The sequence below is a fragment of the Desulforhabdus amnigena genome, assembly GCF_027925305.1.
In the GTDB taxonomy this organism is placed as follows: domain Bacteria; phylum Desulfobacterota; class Syntrophobacteria; order Syntrophobacterales; family Syntrophobacteraceae; genus Desulforhabdus; species Desulforhabdus amnigena.
Genome location: NZ_BSDR01000001.1, coordinates 2976984 through 2994071, shown reverse-complemented (window position 1 = coordinate 2994071; position 17088 = coordinate 2976984). Strand labels below are relative to the sequence as shown.

At 55.5% G+C, this 17088-nt stretch carries 13 protein-coding genes and 1 pseudogene; 5 read left to right on the top strand and 9 right to left on the bottom strand.

The window, feature by feature from the left end; all coding sequences use genetic code 11:
- Positions 1-165 precede the first annotated feature (165 nt).
- From QMG16_RS12725 to QMG16_RS12685, 9 genes are all read right to left on the bottom strand, one after another.
- Positions 166-756, bottom strand: a complete 591-nt coding sequence (locus QMG16_RS12725; protein WP_281794724.1) for a helix-hairpin-helix domain-containing protein — start codon at positions 754-756, stop codon at positions 166-168.
- 69 nt (positions 757-825) lie between these two features.
- Positions 826-1290: a Spy/CpxP family protein refolding chaperone gene (locus QMG16_RS12720; RefSeq protein ID WP_281794723.1), complete on the bottom strand. Its 465-nt coding sequence runs from the start codon at positions 1288-1290 to the stop codon at positions 826-828.
- Positions 1291-1383: 93 nt separating this feature from the next.
- On the bottom strand, positions 1384-1836 hold the full coding sequence (locus QMG16_RS12715; protein ID WP_281794722.1) for a zf-HC2 domain-containing protein: 453 nt from the start codon (positions 1834-1836) through the stop codon (positions 1384-1386).
- Between the two features lie 204 nt (positions 1837-2040).
- On the bottom strand, positions 2041-2604 hold the full coding sequence (locus QMG16_RS12710; RefSeq protein ID WP_281794720.1) for an RNA polymerase sigma factor: 564 nt from the start codon (positions 2602-2604) through the stop codon (positions 2041-2043).
- Positions 2605-2685: 81 nt separating this feature from the next.
- On the bottom strand, positions 2686-3525 hold the full coding sequence (locus QMG16_RS12705; RefSeq protein WP_281794718.1) for a universal stress protein: 840 nt from the start codon (positions 3523-3525) through the stop codon (positions 2686-2688).
- Positions 3526-3584: 59 nt separating this feature from the next.
- Positions 3585-4907, bottom strand: a complete 1323-nt coding sequence (gene chrA / locus QMG16_RS12700) for a chromate efflux transporter (RefSeq protein WP_281794717.1) — start codon at positions 4905-4907, stop codon at positions 3585-3587.
- Positions 4908-5262: 355 nt separating this feature from the next.
- Positions 5263-6729: an efflux transporter outer membrane subunit gene (locus QMG16_RS12695; protein WP_281794715.1), complete on the bottom strand. Its 1467-nt coding sequence runs from the start codon at positions 6727-6729 to the stop codon at positions 5263-5265.
- Complete coding sequence (locus QMG16_RS12690) at positions 6720-7916, bottom strand: efflux RND transporter periplasmic adaptor subunit (protein WP_281794714.1); 1197 nt, start codon at positions 7914-7916, stop codon at positions 6720-6722. The genes QMG16_RS12695 and QMG16_RS12690 overlap by 10 nt, the downstream gene beginning before the upstream one ends.
- A 168-nt stretch (positions 7917-8084) precedes the next feature.
- Positions 8085-11240 carry an efflux RND transporter permease subunit gene (locus tag QMG16_RS12685; protein WP_281794712.1) on the bottom strand — a complete coding sequence of 1052 codons (3156 nt, stop codon included), beginning with the start codon at positions 11238-11240 and terminating at the stop codon, positions 8085-8087.
- A 223-nt stretch (positions 11241-11463) separates the two neighbouring features.
- Between QMG16_RS12685 and QMG16_RS19740 the strand changes: the two are divergent.
- The 5 genes and pseudogenes from QMG16_RS19740 to QMG16_RS12665 all read left to right on the top strand — a co-directional run.
- Positions 11464-11533, top strand: a pseudogene (locus QMG16_RS19740) (IS200/IS605 family transposase); the annotation flags it as partial.
- Between the two features lie 506 nt (positions 11534-12039).
- On the top strand, positions 12040-12543 hold the full coding sequence (locus tag QMG16_RS12680) for an NUDIX domain-containing protein (RefSeq protein WP_281794710.1): 504 nt from the start codon (positions 12040-12042) through the stop codon (positions 12541-12543).
- A gap of 341 nt (positions 12544-12884) precedes the next feature.
- Positions 12885-13775 (top strand): patatin-like phospholipase family protein, encoded by an 891-nt coding sequence (locus QMG16_RS12675; RefSeq protein WP_281794708.1) that lies wholly within the window; start codon positions 12885-12887, stop codon positions 13773-13775.
- Positions 13744-14550 (top strand): protein-L-isoaspartate(D-aspartate) O-methyltransferase, encoded by an 807-nt coding sequence (locus QMG16_RS12670; protein WP_373878677.1) that lies wholly within the window; start codon positions 13744-13746, stop codon positions 14548-14550. The genes QMG16_RS12675 and QMG16_RS12670 overlap by 32 nt, the downstream gene beginning before the upstream one ends.
- A 3-nt stretch (positions 14551-14553) precedes the next feature.
- Positions 14554-17058, top strand: coding sequence for a spermine/spermidine synthase domain-containing protein (locus tag QMG16_RS12665; RefSeq protein ID WP_281794704.1), 2505 nt, complete (start codon positions 14554-14556; stop codon positions 17056-17058).
- The last annotated feature ends 30 nt before the right edge of the window (positions 17059-17088 follow it).

The following is a 17088-nucleotide window of genomic DNA, read 5'->3' as shown; positions in this document are numbered from 1 at the left end:
TTTGAAAGTCTTTCTCTCTGCCCTCTGTCTTCCGTGGTTACCGTGAAAGTATCGCAATAATGGCATTTTTATAAGAGCCGCGTCCTTACCGCGATCGAAAATAACCGCGATAAGTGCGCCCGCTCTCTCGTGGGGAAAGAGGGTTTTCACCCGGCTCCCCGCAGGTCATGGCTTTATGGGCTCTCTGCAGTTTGCTTCCAGGTAATCTTGCCACTTCTCTACCGTTTTAGGACCTACCCCTGCGATTTCCTCGAGTTCCTGCACGCTGTTCCATCTCTTCCCTTGTCGGCGCTTGACGATTTCTACGGCGAATTGGGGTTTCATTTTCGGAATCAGGGAGAGTTCCTCTTCTGTCGCCTGGTTCAAATCCAGCTTTTTCCCCAGAGTCAGCCGGGCCCCTCCGTCCATGGGGCCCACTGAGAAATGGGGAGGAGTTTCGCCTTCTCCGGTTACGCTTATCCTCTCGCCGCTTTGCACTTCGTGTTTGTAAAAGGAAAGGGGAATGTCGCCGGGCGTGTGTTTTGACAACCCCCCGGCAGCTTCTATGGCTTCCCCAACCGTGACGGTAGATGATGCATTTTGGCTTTCAACAAGATGTATTCCCGGTTTATTTACAGCTCCAAGGACTTCGACGATCACGGGGGCCGGGGAAGGGGGGTCCGAAGTGGAAATCGCGCTGAAATAACGGACGAGGAGCACCACGAAGAAGATGGCGGCAAGCAAGGTTATGGCGCGGTATAGTCTTGGATCTATCAATTTCTTGCCTTTGTCTACGAGATGATACAGTTTCCTGTGCGCCAAGGCTCCGGGAGCGATTCTCCTGGATTAGACCTTTCCTCGTACATCATGGACCCCAAGCCCACCCGAGGAGAACTGCTCGACGATGATCTCGTAGAATTTCCTCTGCTGAGTGGGAGAGAGAATCTCTTTTTCCTCCAGGATGTGCTCGATCACCTCGTTTTCCAAGTCCGACTGGTACAAAAGGATCTGCCGGGCGACGGAATGAATCTTACTCCTGTCGGGCGGATCGGCAAAGAGCAGATTTGCGAGTTCTGCCCGCTTTCGGCGCATGTTTTCCCTGATTTGGCCGACTTTGGGCAGGAAGGTGCGGCGGATTTCCTGCACCGCCTTTTTCTGCTCCGGTGTGAGGTCTGGTATCAGATCGAGGTAACCTCTGATGCAGGCTTTGCAATTCCTGGCCCGCTTCAGGTGAAAGTAAACCGCAGTCAGTGATACCGTTAGAAAGACAAATGCCGAGACGAAACCCAGAAGAAAGCTCCACAGATCCATTTTTGAAACCTCACTATGACGAAGCTTTGAATAGGCCTGGTGGATGTGCTGTTAAAGAAGCAGTTCGGTTTTGTGATGTACCGACTTGCCCATTCACAGTTTTTCATAACATTCAAGTTTGAGCCGATCTCTTCTCAGCGCATTAAGATCCATCAGATTGAAATAGATGTAGCTCATGGAAAGGGGCGGAAAGTCGCTGAATTCATCGAGGGCGCCAATGGACGGGGACCGCGCCGAACTCACCAGATCTACGAAATCCTCGGCAATTCGAGACAGCCGCTCAAACAGGGATGATCTAACTTGCTGCTTAATTTTACTAGCGGTGCCAGTCCCGCTTACCTTCCTGACCATTTGGACGGCGAAATCCGGATCCAGCTCGATCTTCGGCAGACTAAGCACCATGTCATTCAGTTCTTGGAAGTCGTCAAGCACCTCGCGACATTCCACACACCGGCGGAGATGAGATTCCAACTGCCGGGATGACGCGGCATCGAGCTCGTGATCCATGTAAGCTGAAATTTTTGCTCTTGCCTGGCGACATTTCATTGTCTGCTCCTTCTATCCTGCCAATGCATCGTTTGCCCTATATTCCGGGAGGTGCCTCATCAGCCCGCCGCTCTAAGTGTCCGGGATCGCCAATACGCAGTCATCCCGACCGGGAGGGGAAAATCCATGCGGCTGCCATTGCATCAAAGATTTCTCGCTACGCTCGAAATGACGATCGGGCTGCGTAATTGCCACGATCAGCGCCTAAGGGGGAATTTCGGCCGAGGATCTCACAAGTTGCTTCAAACGGCGGCGCGCTCTGAAGATCAGGGATTCGACGCTTGCAACGGAGACGTTCAGGATCGTGCTGATTTCCAGGTAAGACAGTCCCTCGTCAACCCTAAGGAGTAAAGCGGCCCTCTGGTTTTCTGGAAGCCGGCCCATAGCGGCCATCAGGCACTCTTCCAACTCCCTGCTCCTTGCCCCCGTACGGCTTGCGGGCGGACTTCCGCGAAAATCGGGGTCTTCAGTTGATATTCGGGCATGGAAACCATCCATACGCTTGCGGTGCTTGAGCTCGTTTGCAGCGAGGTTGTAAGCGATCCTGAATACCCAGTTGGAAACCTTCGCTTTGGGCTTGAACCTCGGCGCCGCTTGGAATACCCGTAGAAATACCTCCTGGGTAAGGTCCTGAGCCGAATAGAAGTCTCCTACATACCTGTAAATGAAAGTGATAACAGGGTTCTGATAGCGCCTTACGAGTTTCTCAAAGGCTGTCTCATCTCCGTCCGCGATAGCTCTGATGAGATCGAATTCGGGGTCTTCCATAGAGCACTCAAAAGTCTCAATGCCGATAGTTGCCCAGCCCTGGCACTCTCAAGCAAACAAATCGCAAAAGAGCTGCAGGTTTCATCTTGCCGTGGCCACCAGGATCGGGATGTTTCCATGGCTTAGGACGTACTCCGTCACACTGCCCATGAAAAGATTCATGAGGCCCGTCCTTCCATGGCTTCCCATGACTATGAGACCGGCACCCTTTTGCTCTGCAGCTTCCACGATAGCTTCGCCGGCATTGCCACGCAGAACCATTCCCTCTTTCTCAACCTTTTCTTTGTCTGCAAGAACAAGGGCCTGCTTGACACTCTCTTTGGTGGCTGGCGCTTCGTCGTCGGAAGAGGCGACAGACACAACGACAAGCAGGCTACTGCAAACTTTTGCGATGGCAATAGCCTCCTTAACCGCCGCATCGCCATGCTTCGAACCATCCGTAGCTGCGAGGATGGTCCCGAAGTCAACTTTTGCGTGGGCAGGAATCACGAGGACTTGGCACGGAGCATGCCCAATGACACTTGCCGTAACGCTTCCCATCACGAACCGTTTGATCCCTCTCCTGCCATGGGTACCCATGACGATCATGTCCGCCTTATTCTTCTTCGCCTCATTGACTATTTCCCAATACGGATCGTCTCCTCTCTTTACGATGACCCCGCAGTCGATGCCCGCCTCTTCCGCCATGGCCTTGACGGCATTGACCCTTTGCTCCATATCCTTCTCTGCTTGTGCGATGACGAAGGGTACCGCGTTTTCATCTTCGGGATTGGTCAAAACCACCGCCACGGCAAGCATCTCGACCGAGCAGTTCTTTGCAAGCTCCAGGGCAGCGGCAACCGCCCCCTGGCTTGCTTCTGTCCCATCCGTTGCCACGAGCAACTTTTTCATCTTCTCAATCGGGCAGGTCCGTCCGTTCATCGATACCTCCTGTTCAGGTCACGCATGGAGACTGATATTTCCCACCTCATAAAAGTGCCTCAGTGGAAAACCGCAAGGGACACCAACGCGCCGCCAAGCACAATCCACACCGTGTCCACCTTCACGAACCGCTGCACGATGAAAGCCCCCGCAGCCATGACTATCGTGGGAATATCAACCAGCGTATCCGCTGAAATCTTGATCAGCACCACAACGAGAGTCCCGATAAAAGCAGCCACGATGCCGCCGATCACCTGCCTCACATGGACCACCTGACCGGCTCTGGCATATGGTGCGGTCACCAGCGTTGTCATGGCCCAGGCGGGAAAATACATGTTCACCATGCCCAAGGCTGCTCCGGCAATGCCGGCCACCTTGTAGCCGATGAAGGCACTGATGATCGTTACAGGGCCCGGTGTGATCAGGCTCAGAGCCAGTGCAACCGCAAACTGCTGGTTGGTGAGCCAACCGAACTCGCTGACTACGGTGTTCTGAATGAAGGGGAGCATGGCGTAACCGCTGCCGAAAGTAACGGCACCAATCCGCAAAAAGCTGCTGCCCATCTGCATCAGTTCCGGCTTCAAGTGGATCAGTGCCAGGTCAACGGCCAATATCAAGGCCAGCCAGAAGACCAGTAGGATAACCTTACTCCAATGCAGGGGCAACTCGACCCGACTGCAGGCCGAAACATAGTCTGCAGCGCCATCATCGGCCACCTGCCGGGGCTTCATGTCGCCGGTTGGAACGTTGGATCTCGCCAAGTGCCTTCTCAGGTCGTTCCAGCTTCCGATCCAGTGGGAGAGTACAGGAAATCGGTGAGTAAGCAGAACCATGATGATGCTTGCAACGCCGGTGATGAGCAGGATCTTGATGACCCCCATTTTGAACCAGAAAACCATGGCGAAGCCGGCCGCAGCCATCAGCCAGTTGAAAACGGTCTTCACCCCGGATCTCCAGAGATTGAGAATGGTATTGAATACCAAGCCCACTACCAGAGCGCCGAGGCCGTGGAAAAGCCCTGAAACCACAGGCATCTCGCCGTACCGGAAATAAAGATGGGAGAGCAGCAGCATGAGCAGAAAACATGGGATTAGAAAGCAAACCGTGGCGACCGCCGCTCCGGGGAGACCCCGCAGGCGGAAGCCCAGGTAGGACGATAGATTTACCGTGGGCGCTCCCGGCAGGAGCTGAGAAAGCCCCAGACCCTGCATGTATTCATCGTCGGTAAACCACCTCCTCTTTTTTGTCATCCAGTTTTTGGCTTCTCCGAGTGCGGCCAGGCTGAAGGAAGCCAGTCCGATTCCCAGGAAGGTGCGGGCAATATTCCAGAGCTTGACCCGCCCCACATCAGACGGTGCAACCTGCTTTCGTGTTTCATTCATTGAAATTGATACCTCCATTCCATTCATGATCGCCCCTTTCTTGCTCACCTCGTGAATTGTCTTCCCTGAAGGATTTAAAACCGGATAAAACCCGGTAGATAGTTGCAGTCAATTTCCCCTCCTCCAGTGCAATCCGTTCCGTCGGTTACATATTGTTAAACAACTGAAAGACAAAAAACTTGCGGCCGGAAGTCAAAAAAGTTGAGATTTGTTGAGGGAGGAGTGTTCAGAAAATTAGGCGTATTTGCTGCGAAGCGGGTTCTGCCGGCCGTTTGAGCAATCGGTGGATAGGTGAATGGGGGAGCCGGTGGATCGGTCTGGCGGATGAATCGTAAGGGCAAGTCGGTTATGCGATTCACCGATTCACCGTTTCTTCCTTCCAGCCGCCTCCCAGGGATTTGATCAGTGCCACGGTTGCAACCAGTTGTTGACCACATAGCCGAACGCTTGCACGTTCGGTCGAAAGCACCACATTCTGCGCCGTCGCGACCTCGAGATATGTCACAAGGCCTGAGGTGTAACGGTTGTTGGCGATTTCCAGCTGCTTGCGAGCGGCCTTCAGCGCATCCATAACCCGGTCGTATTGGCCGGCAAGCAAATGCTCGGCCGCCAGATTGTTTTCAACATCCGCGAATGCAGCAAGCACGGTTCCGCGGTATTTGGCGACGGATTCCTCATATGCCGCTTTCGCCCGGCGAAGGTTGGCGGTGAGCTGGCCTCCCTGGAACAAAGGCAAGGTGAGAGATGGTCCGACGGCCCAGAGGCGGCTTGGCCAGTCGAACAATGTACCGACTTCTCCACCCTGAAAACCGGCCAGCCCATTGAACTTGACGGTGGGAAAAAATGCAGCCGCAGCCACGCCGATGTTGGCGTTGGCCGCCGCCATTCGCCGTTCGGCGGCGGCGATATCGGGCCTGCGCTCGAGCAGCTCGGAGGGCAAGCCGGGAGGAACGACGAGGGGCTCCATTTGGAGCGGTCGCTCGGCCACGTGAAAAAGGGAGGCGATCTTTCCAGTCAGCACCGCAAGTGCGTTTTGAAATTTCGCGCGCTGTAGCGCGGTGTCGGGCAGTTGAGCTTCTGCGGTCTTAAGGACGGTTTCCGCCTGCGCCACGTCGAGATCCGAGACCATGCCGCCGGCTCTGCGGTTTCGGACTAGCGCGAGGGACTTGCGGTAGACTTCGATGCTTGAGAGAAGCAGTGCCTTGTCGGCATCCAGGGCGCGAATCGTGAAGTAATCGGCTGCCACTTCAGCCTGTATGGCCAGTCTTACCGCTACGACATCGTCCGCAATTGCTTCCTGTTGAGCGGTCGAGGATTCGACCGTGCGCCGTACTCGCCCCCAGAGATCCAGCTCATAGCTCAGATCGAAAGGCACGGTGTAGTTGTCATAGGTTTGGCCGGGCTTACCTCCCGCAGGACGGTTTTCAGAGTCGTGCTGCCATATGGGCAGTGCAGCAACCCCCACTCGGGGGAAAAGCTCGGAGCGCGCGACATTGGCGACGGCCCGGGCTTGCTCGAACCTGGCGGCAGCCACCTTGAGGTCCTGGTTGGCCGCTGCGGCATCGGCTTCCAGCTGGTTGAGCTCCGGATCGTTAAATATTTCCCACCAGTTGCCTTTGGGCAAATGCGCTTGGGGAGCGGCGATTTTCCATTCACCTTCGGCGCCGGAAAAAGCTTCAGGAACGATCGTGGCTTCAGGACGCTGGTAGTCGGGACCGACGGCACAACCGGAAATTGCCATCACAATCAGCAGCAGAGGGAAAGCGAGAAGCCGGCAAGTCCTTGCCGGGGAACAAAAAAAAGGATGCAGGCTTATTTCCATTGGCCTTTTCCCTCATTAGGCGTTTCGCTAACGACCACCGTGCTGCCGCTGACAAGAGATTCGGGAGGGTTGACGATGACATGGTCTTTTGCACTCACGCCCGCGATAATCTCGATCACCTGCCCGAAGTCGCGGCCAAGCTTCACGGTGCGCAGCTCGACCCTGCCGTCATCCTGTACAACTCCGATCTGAGGTCCTTCCGTCCGGAACATGATCGTGTTCGCAGGGAGCGTCAGTGCGGCCTCCGTCTTCGCCTCGGTGAAGCGTATCTGCCCATAGCTTCCGGCAAGGATTTCACCCTTCGGGTTATCTACTTCGAGTTCCACCGGCAGGGTTCTCGAATCCGCCGCTATCGCACCCGCTGTGCGGATCACTCTGGCCGGAAATTCCCTGTCCGGAAGCTCTGGAAGGAGCATCTGTGCGGTCTGGCCTGGAGCAATGCTGTGGGCCATCGCTTGCGGAACCTGCACGAAGACCCGAAGCTTTTGTGTTTGAGCCAGGTGGAAAAGCTCTTTGCCCCCACCCGCTACGATAAGGTCTCCCGAATCGATGTTGCGAACCGTAATGGTGCCGGCAAAAGGGGCCGTAAGGCGGGTGAAGGACTGGAGCTTTTCCTGTCGCCTCACTTCCGCCCGGGCCGAATCGGCAAGAGCGGTCTTGAGCTTGAAATCGGCCTGTTTCTCCGCGTTTTCCTGCTCGCTCACGCTGGCTGTTTTCAGGAGATTGGCCCACCGGGCTGCAGTAATCCTGGCAAGCTCCAGGGCTGCTTCAGCCTGCGCAAGCTGGGCCTTTGCGCGCTCAAGCTCCTGATCGAGTTCGGGCGTATCGATTTCGGCCAGAAGCTGCCCAGCCTTGACATGGGCGCCGATGTCCACAAGCCTCCGCTTCAAATAGCCATTGGCCCGTGCATAAATAGGTGCTTCAATCCAGGGTTTGATCTCAGCGGGAAGGGACAGGCTCGTCGGTGGCCGGCCCGGCTTCGGCGAAACGACAGTTACGGTTGGAACGGAAAGCTCCACTGTCTCGGCGCCCAGCTCCGTTTGCCGGCTGGCTCGTGGTATGAGACCTGCGATTAAACCGATTACGATTAAAATGGTAAGAACGGTGAATAGGTGAGTCGGTGAATGGGTGAATCGGTAAGCAAGGGAATCGGTTGATCGGGGAAGAGATGAAGGGGTTCGGCTCATTGAAGTTTCCTTGATTGGATGAGTTTAGTCCGCATTGCTCTCATTTTGTTGCATTGGCCGTTCACAAGAAAGAAGAGCTCCTCAACTGCAAGCAGCTTCGCCTCCTGCCAAACCCTCAGCTCTCTAAAAATATGATACCCCATCCGCCACCTCTCACCACTCACCGCTTCACCGATTTTTATGCAGCAGACTGAAGACTACGGGCACGAAGAAGAGAGTTGCCACGGTAGCAAGAATGAGCCCTCCGATCACCGCGCGGCCGAGCGGGGCGTTTTGCTCGCCGCCTTCACCCAGGGCAAGGGACATGGGGAGCATGCCCAGGATCATGGCGAGTGCCGTCATGAGCACCGGACGCAATCGGCCGACTCCTGCCTCCCAGGCGGAGGTCAAAGGGTCATGGCCCTGCTGGAGGTTGTTCCGTGCAAAGGTTACCACCAGGACGGAGTTTGCGGTTGCAACCCCCAGACTCATGATGGCGCCCATCAACGCGGGGACGCTCAATGTGGTGAGGGTGAGATAGAGCCCCCACACGACGCCGGCCAGGGCGCCGGGTAGGGCCGTGATGATGATGAACGGATCGAGCCAGCTCTGGAAGTTGACGACCAGCAGTAGGTAGATAAGCGCTATCGCCAACCCCAGTCCGGTGCCGAGACCGGTAAAGCTCTTGTTCATCGTATCCGCCTGGCCGCGCAGCATGATGGAACTCCCCTTGGGAAGCTCTTTTTTAGCCGCCTCTATGATAGGGGCGATATCCCGCAGCACGCCGCCCAGGTCGCGGCCGCTCACACCGCCGAAGACATCGATGACCGGCATCACGTTGTAGTGGGAATAGATGGGTGATCCGCTCCTTCGCTGGACTGAGGCGAGGTTGGCCAGGATCTGGGCATCGCTTTTGCCCGGCTGGTTGGCGCTCACCGGGATGGCATGGAGCGCGGAAAGGGAATTCATCGGATATTCCGGCACCCTGATGCTCACCGGGTATTGAATCCCGTTTTGCGGATTCAGCCAGTAATTGGGCTGTACCTGGCTGCTGCCCGAAAGGCTCAGGAGCACCGAGTTGGCCACGTCACGTTCGGAAAGGCCGATCTGGGATGCTTTGATGCGGTCGACGGCAAAGTGGAGCTCGGGCTGGTCGAAAGGCTGTTGGATTCGCACGTCCACAGCTCCGGGGATTTTGCGAATCTTCTCGGCGATCCCCCCCGCAATGGTCCGATTCTTTTCTCGCTCCCGTCCCATGATCTGGATGTCGAAGGGTGCGGGCAATCCGAAGTTGATGGTCTGATTGACAATATCGGCTGGCAGGAAATAGAAGGTCGCTTCGGGAAAGTCTCTATTGAGCCGGGTGCGCAGCCGGCGCACGTAACCCTCGGTCGGCTGGTGATCGTGGAGGAGGGAAACGAGAATATCCGCATCACCGGTTCCCGTGAGTCCGTTGTCGATATAGGTGAGCGGCACTCCGCCGAAGGGGATGCCGATGTTGTCGAGAATGCCGCCAAGCTCCTTGGCCGGGATCGCCTCCCGGATCACGGCTTCGACCCGATCCACGAGCCGCGTGGTTTCCTCGATGCGCAGTCCGCCGTGGGCGCGAACGTGCAGCCGGAAGTGGCCCGCATCGACCGACGGGAAGAAGTCCTGGCCGAGCTGAGGGATGAGCAGCCAGGACCCGACACAGAACGCCGGGAAGAAGATCACGAAAATAATACGGTGCGCCAACACCATGCCCAGGAGCGTACGGTAGCCTTCCCTGAACCTGTCGAAACCTTGTTCAAAGCGGATCTGCAGGGCCACGAACGGGCGCAGCCACAGGGAAACCGCACCGGGATCGGCCGCGTGGCCTCGATATTCCACGTTGCGGTAGAACCACATGACAAGCGTTGGGATGAGCGTTCGCGAGAGCGCATAGCTTGCGAGCATGGCGAATACGACCGCTTCGGCCAAGGGGACGAAGAGGTAGCGGGCGACTCCGGTGAGAAAAAACATTGGCACGAAGACGATACAGATGCATAGCGTCGAGACGAACGCCGGCAGGGCGATTTCCTGCGCTCCGTCGAGGATGGCCTGAATATTGGGCTTTCCCAGAGCCATCTGACGGTGAACGTTCTCGATCTCAACCGTGGCGTCGTCCACGAGAATCCCGACAGCCAACGCCAAACCGCCCAGCGTCATGAGGTTGATGGTTTCTCCCAGTGCGCTGAGCAGGGCCAGGGAACTCAGAACCGAGAGAGGGATGGAAAGGGCGATGATGAAGGTGCTCCGCCAGGACCCCAGAAAGAGCAGAATCATCACCGCCGTCAGGGCTGCCGCGATCAACCCCTCCTTCACCACGCTGTTGACAGCGGCACGGACAAAAAGCGACTGGTCGGCGAATTCCTTGACCTCCAGTTCGGAGGGAAGGCCGCTCAGGATCAGCGGCATGGCATTTTTTACCCTTTCCACAACGCGCAAGGTCGAGGCCGCGCCGGTCTTCAAGATGGTGAGCAGCACGCCGCGCATGCCGTCCAACCGGACGACGTTTTGCTGGGGTTGGTAGCCGTCATGGACCTGCGCCACATCTCCGACGCGGATCACTGCGCCGTTCACGGTCTTTACGGGTAGATCGTTCAGAGCCGCAAGCACTGCCGGATTGCTGTCCAGTGAAACGTTGTATTCCGTCTCGCCGATTTTCGCCGTACCGCTCGGTAGAACGAAATTCTGGGCATTGAAGGCATTGACGACATCCTGCGGCGCCAGGTTCTTTGCCTGGAGGGCGGGCAGGTCGAGATCCACGGCCACAACTCGTGCTTTTCCACCGTACGGATAAGGCACGGAAGCCCCTCTCACGGTCGAAAGACCGATCTTGATGCGGTTCATGGCCATGTCCTGCAGCTCTTGCTCGGAGAATTTATGGCTGGCCAGGCTGTACTGAAGGATGGGCACCGAGGAAGCATTGTAGCGGATGACAAAGGGTGGGGTGACTCCAGGCGGCAGGAAGCGCAGCGCCGTCTGTCCGCTGGCTGCGATCTGCCCCACTGCATCGGAAACGGAAGCGCCGGGCTGGAGGAACACCTTGATCACACCGGCTCCGTTGTAGGCTGTGGACTCCGTATGCTCGATGTCGTTGACCAGGGTACTGATCATTCGCTCATGGTTGTAGATGATGCGCTCCTCCACCTCGCGGGCGCTCAGACCGTTGTACACCCAGACTACGCTCACAACCGGGATGTTGATGTCCGGGAAAATATCCGTCGGTGTGCGAATCAGCACGAACGGGGTCAGCAACAAGAGCACCAACGCCGCTACTACGAAGGTATAGGGACGACGCAATGCGAGACGAACAATCCACATGGCTCACTTCTTTCTTGGGAGGCTGTCCCAAAGTGATCCGTTTGTCCTTTGGAACGGAACGAAGGGATGAATCTTTCATAGAACCCCTTGCCCTCAGGGTGAGGTCGGAGGTCAGCGGCTTTGCCCTCCGAACGGCTCATCTGCTACATGCCAAGGCCGGGTTGTCCCCACAACTGAAGCCAAGGAGTGGCAGAGGAGCCGATTTCGGAAGTTATCACAAACAATTTGGCACTGCCAATACCAACCACATCGTGTGGGTACCAAAGTACCGATTCAGACCACTGAGGGGGAAATCGCTGAATCTGTAGCCTGTCTCCAGGCTTTGATTAGGTGAGCGGTTTGTTGGGAACAATGGTCAAATCCGAAAATCAGCGGGGAAAAATCCAGGCTTGGAGTCCATTGGAACGACATGAATCATTTTAGTGATCCAATATTGGTAGCACCGCCGTGGAAGGCGGCGCTACCTTCTGTTTGAGTGCACTTTTTGAGTCGTTAAAAGAACTGTACCTCTTCGATTTGCGAGTTTCCTCTAAAAAGAAAGGAAATCTAAGCACAGAGGCATCCCACGGACATTTTGACTCCATAATGGCGGTTGTGTAGTATTAATCTATCGTGTCCCATTGCCAAACGGGGTATGGCCTCCCCGGAAACATTCTTATCCCCCGCTTTGGGGAACGGATTGCGAAAGTGGTTGCGGCAGTCACCTGAAGTACCTGGGTGAGTCCACATCGATTGATCTTGGGGAATGATGGATGAAGGCGCGTTGCCTTTTCTGCAAACCATGTGTAAGAGTTTAAAAATGTATCGAAAAAATTCTCATTGTTCTTACTGTGGCCAGGTTTTTCCCCGCAATGCCGCTTGGCCCAGGACGTGCACCCTGTGCGGGAACATCACTTTCCTGAATCCCCTGCCGGTCGCGGTTGTATTGGTTCCGGTGGACGATGGAATTCTGGTGATCAGGCGTGGTATTGCACCGCATGTGGGGAAACCGGCTTTGCCCGGCGGATACATCAACCTGGGGGAATCCTGGCAGGAAGCCGGGGCGCGGGAAGTTCTGGAAGAGGCGTGTGTTTCCATTTCTCCGGAAGAGATTCGGGAGTTTGCAGTGCGGAGTGGTGAGGACGAAACCTTGTTGGTTTTTGGTATTGCGGGGCGCCGGGCATCGGAGAGCCTTCCGCCTTTCCAGCCAACCGATGAGAGCCTGGAGAGGCTCATTCTCAAGCGACCGGAAAATCTGGCTTTCGGGTTGCACACTGAAATCGTCAGACTGTTCTTCGCAGGGCACCTCCCTTTGCGGATATGAAAAAGCTGTGGAGAGGGCCGCATCCGGCGCAGCACAATCCCCTGAGGTAAACACAACGCGTTGCCGCCAAGGCAGATTGACGACAATGGACCGGCTTTTCCGAATCCGCCTGATTCTTTTTTATTCCTGGGATTCGGCAAATGTTGACTTACCGGTAAAAACGGTGTGGAATATCATACGAATGACCTACAAAAAATGGTGCTTGGACAACTGTTCGTCCAATCACTTGTTTTGTTTGGTTTTTCCCAATGCCTGCGGCAGGCTGTAATTTCATGACTTCCTCGGCCCGCTACGAGTCCTCATGAAACGATTGAAACATTCAATCGATTGAAGAGGTTGCCATGGATTCCACTCAGAATGTTTATTCATTGGAAACATTGCCCCGGCCTCTGGCATTTGTATTCTCCGGGGGAGTCTCTCTTGGGGCCATGCAGGTCGGGATGCTGCGAGCCGTATGCCAGTCCGGCATAACGCCCGATCTGGTGATCGGCAGTTCCGCGGGGGCGATCAATGCCGCCTTTATCGGTCAGGGATTCGGCGAAGAACGCATTGAAGCTCTTGCTGAAATATGGCTTGGACTGACACTCACGGATGTGTTTGGTTCTATTGGGGTAAGAGAAATCATCAATCTGCTCTCGGGTCGCAAGGCCCTGGCGTCCCCCGATGCGCTGCGGGGATTGATTGCCAGATACATCCCGGATGCTTTCGAAGACCAGTTGATCCCCACTTTTGTCACCGCCACGGATTATTTATCCGGTGATACCTTTATCCTGAGAACGGGAAGCCTCCACGAGAGCCTTCTCGCTAGCAGTGCAATCCCTTTTGTTTTCCCTCCTGTCATCATGAAAGGCCGTACACTCATAGACGGTTCCGTAACTTCGCGTGTTCCGCTGCTGTCGGCTCAAAAGCTAGGGGCCCGCACATTGGTGGTGTTCGATGTGGGTTATCCCTGTATGCTGGAGGAACCTCCTGAAACGACCCTTGAAAAGGCTTTGCATTTTTTCTCCATCATGCTCAATCGCCAGCCCCTGGGTGAACTTTCCTCGCTGAAAAAGGATAGAATCGTCCTCTATCTGCCCTCTCCCTGTCCACTATCCGTCGCCAATTACGATTTTTCAGAGTCTGATTCTCTGATCAAGACGGGATATGTTTTGACCCGTGATTTTCTCGAGGGCCTTTTTCTTTTTGGGCCGGGAATCCATGGGCACCCGCACTATCACGAGGACTTGTGATTTCGATTCCTCTATTATTACGGGAGGGAGAACCATGATACGAAGCATTTTAGCGTTTTTCCTGCTTTTTCCCCTGGTGTTGTGTTGCACGGGGAGTTCCGCCTCGGAGAATAGTCCTTATCAGGTGCAACGCGAGAGCATGGTTAAGGAAATCGAGGCCGATGTGCAATCTACCCGTGAGCAGCTCGGCAAGAGATCTCTGGGGCCGCAGGTACTGGAAGCCATGAGACGGGTGCCGCGCCATGAATTCGTTTCGAATGGCCAGAGACGCTACGCTTACGAAAACCGGCCGTTGCCCATCGGCCATGGGCAGACCATTTCTCAGCCCTACATAGTGGCCGTCATGACCGACCTGTTGGACGTAGGAAAAGAAGACACGGTGTTCGAACTGGGGACGGGATCGGGTTATCAGGCGGCGATTCTGGCGGAATGCGCCAGGGAAGTGTATTCCGTTGAAATCATAGAAGAGCTGGGGGAGACGGCGCGGGAACGCCTGAAGCGCCTGGGATACGGCAACGTGCAGGTGCGTGTCGGCGACGGCTATTATGGATGGAAAGAGCATGCCCCTTTCGACGCAATTATGGTAACGGCTGCCGGCAGCCATATCCCTCCTCCTCTCGTGGAACAACTGAAACCCGGCGGCAGGATGGTAATCCCCATCGGCGGTTCTTTCATGACCCAGCAACTGATGCTGGTGGAAAAAACGATGGATGGGAAAATCAAAACGAGGCAGGTGCTGCCCGTTGCCTTCGTGCCTCTGACGGGCGGGCATTAAGAGATGTTTCCCGGTCCGGCCATATTCAGCATTTCTTTTGCCGTGCTGGGCTATGAAGTGCTGCTGATGCGGCTGCTGAGCATCACGCAATGGCATCACTTCGCCTACATGATCATCAGCATCGCGTTGCTGGGGTTCGGAGCCAGCGGCACTTTCGTGGCCCTGACTCAGGACTGCCTTCTGAAGCGATTTCATGGAGCCTTTATCGCCAACGCTCTGCTTTTTGCCCTGGCGGTGGTTTTCGGATTTGTGCTCGCGGAACGTGTTCCGTTGAATCCTCTTGAAATCCTTTGGGATGCCAGGCAGTGGATTCATCTTCTGGAACTCTATCTCATCCTCTTTCTGCCGTTCTTCTTTGCCGCCAATTGTATCAGCCTCACTTTTTCCAGCTTCAAAGACCAGATCCATCGCATTTATCTTTTCGATCTTCTGGGGGCGGGGACGGGCGCCATGGGGGTTGTGGTTCTGCTCTTTCTTTTCCGCCCTACCACCTGTCTCAGGATTCTCTCTGTTCCGGGTTTTTTCGCTGCGGGCTGCGCGAGTTTTTCCCGAAAAACACTCAAATTTTATTGTCTCGGGATTGCTTTGCTTTTGTGCGGTTTGTCCCTTCCTTTTTTCTGGCCGGAAGGATGGCTTGCGCTACGAGTTTCGGAATACAAGGGGCTCAGTGACGCATTGCGCATTCCGGGCGCCAGGGTCGTCGCAGAGCGGTTCAGTCCTTTGGGCTGGCTGAGTGTTGTGGAAAGCCCCTCTATCCCGTTTCGACACGCACCGGGAATGAGTCTCAATTGCGATACGGAACCCCCCGTCCAGCTGGGGATTTTTACAGATGGCGACGGTATGAGTCCCATCACCCGGTTTGACGGAAACTTCGGTCCTTTTTCATACCTGGACTGTATGACTTCGGCTCTTCCCTATCACCTGCTGAAAAGTCCGCAGGTTCTGGTGCTGGGGGCCGGAGGCGGGGCGGATGTGCTCATGGCGCTCTCTCATGGGGCGAAGACGGTCGATGCCGTGGAACTCGATGCAAATGTCGTTTCTCTGGTGAGAGAAGATTTCGCTGATTTTGCGGGAAACCTCTACGGGCGTGAGGATGTTCATGTTCATGTGGCGGAAGCGCGAGGTTTTGTCGCGTCCGCTTCCCGGCAATACGACTTGATACAGGTCTCACTGCTCGATTCCTTCAATGCTTCCGCCACCGGAGGATATGCTCTGAGCGAGAGCTACCTCTACACCGTCGAAGCCTTGGAGGAATACCTTCAGCACGTAGAGCCGGGGGGCTTTCTGGCTATAACCCGGTGGGTGAAAGCGCCGCCGCGGGATAGCCTGAAACTCTTCGCCACGGCCATTGCCGCCCTGGAAAGGTCATCGGAAAAGAATCCGGAAAATCGATTGGCCCTGATTCGAAGCTGGAAAACCACTACACTTCTGGTGAAAAATGGGTGGCTTACGACAGAGGACACGGCTGCTATGCGGGCATTCTGCGAAGCGCGTTCCTTTGACTTGGATTATTGCCCCGGCCTGAAAGCTTCGGAAGCCAACCGCTTCAACGTCATGGAAGGGGGCTATCTTCACGAAGGCGCATTAGCGCTCTTGGGAAAGAACCGGGATGATTTTATTGAACGGTACAAATTTTATATCGAACCGGCTACGGACGACAGGCCGTATTTCTTTCATTTCTTCAAGTGGGAGATCCTTCCGGAGGTTCTGTCTCTCAAAAGCAGTGGCGGAATAGCCCTCATCGAATGGACTTATCCGATTCTGGTTCTGACTTTTCTGCAGGCGCTCGGAGTGAGCATCCTCCTGATACTGCTTCCCCTGGGACTCCAGAGGCGTTTCAAGGCATCCAGGAAAGGGTGTGGACGGACGGTGCTCTATTTCTCGCTGCTGGGTTTTTCCTTTCTGTTCATTGAAATCGCCTTCATCCAGAAGTTCATTCTCTTTCTACACCATCCACTCTATGCCGCTTCCGTGGTGCTTTGCGGCTTTTTGATCTTTGCCGGCCTGGGAAGCCATTTTTCCGGGAAACTGGGAGCCCTCCTGGAGAAATCGAAGCATGCACAAAAGGAGGGACTCCCTATCTCCATGGCCGTCGCCGGCATTGTGATCATCGCTCTTATTTATGTGGCCGCTTTGCCGCTCATCTTCAGCCGGTGTTCAGGGTTTCCAGAGGGCCTCAGAATGACCCTTTCACTGGGACTCATCGCTCCTCTGGCTTTTTTCATGGGGATGCCCTTTCCACTGGGCCTCACGAGAATCGCACGGGCGGCTCCGGCTCTCATTCCGTGGGCCTGGGGAATCAACGGCTGCGTGTCGGTCCTGAGCGCCGTCCTGGCAACCCTTCTAGCCATTCACTGGGGATTCAACACAGTGGTTGTCCTGGCTTTGCTTCTCTATATTCTTGCGGCTTGTGTCTATTGGAAACCCCTCACACGGCAGGCCATCAGAAACGGCGACCGGAATGCCGCAGAAAGTTTCCTGCCGCAAAGCGGCAGAGAAGGACCGTGATCTTCTTTTCGGCTCCTCGATGACTTTCAT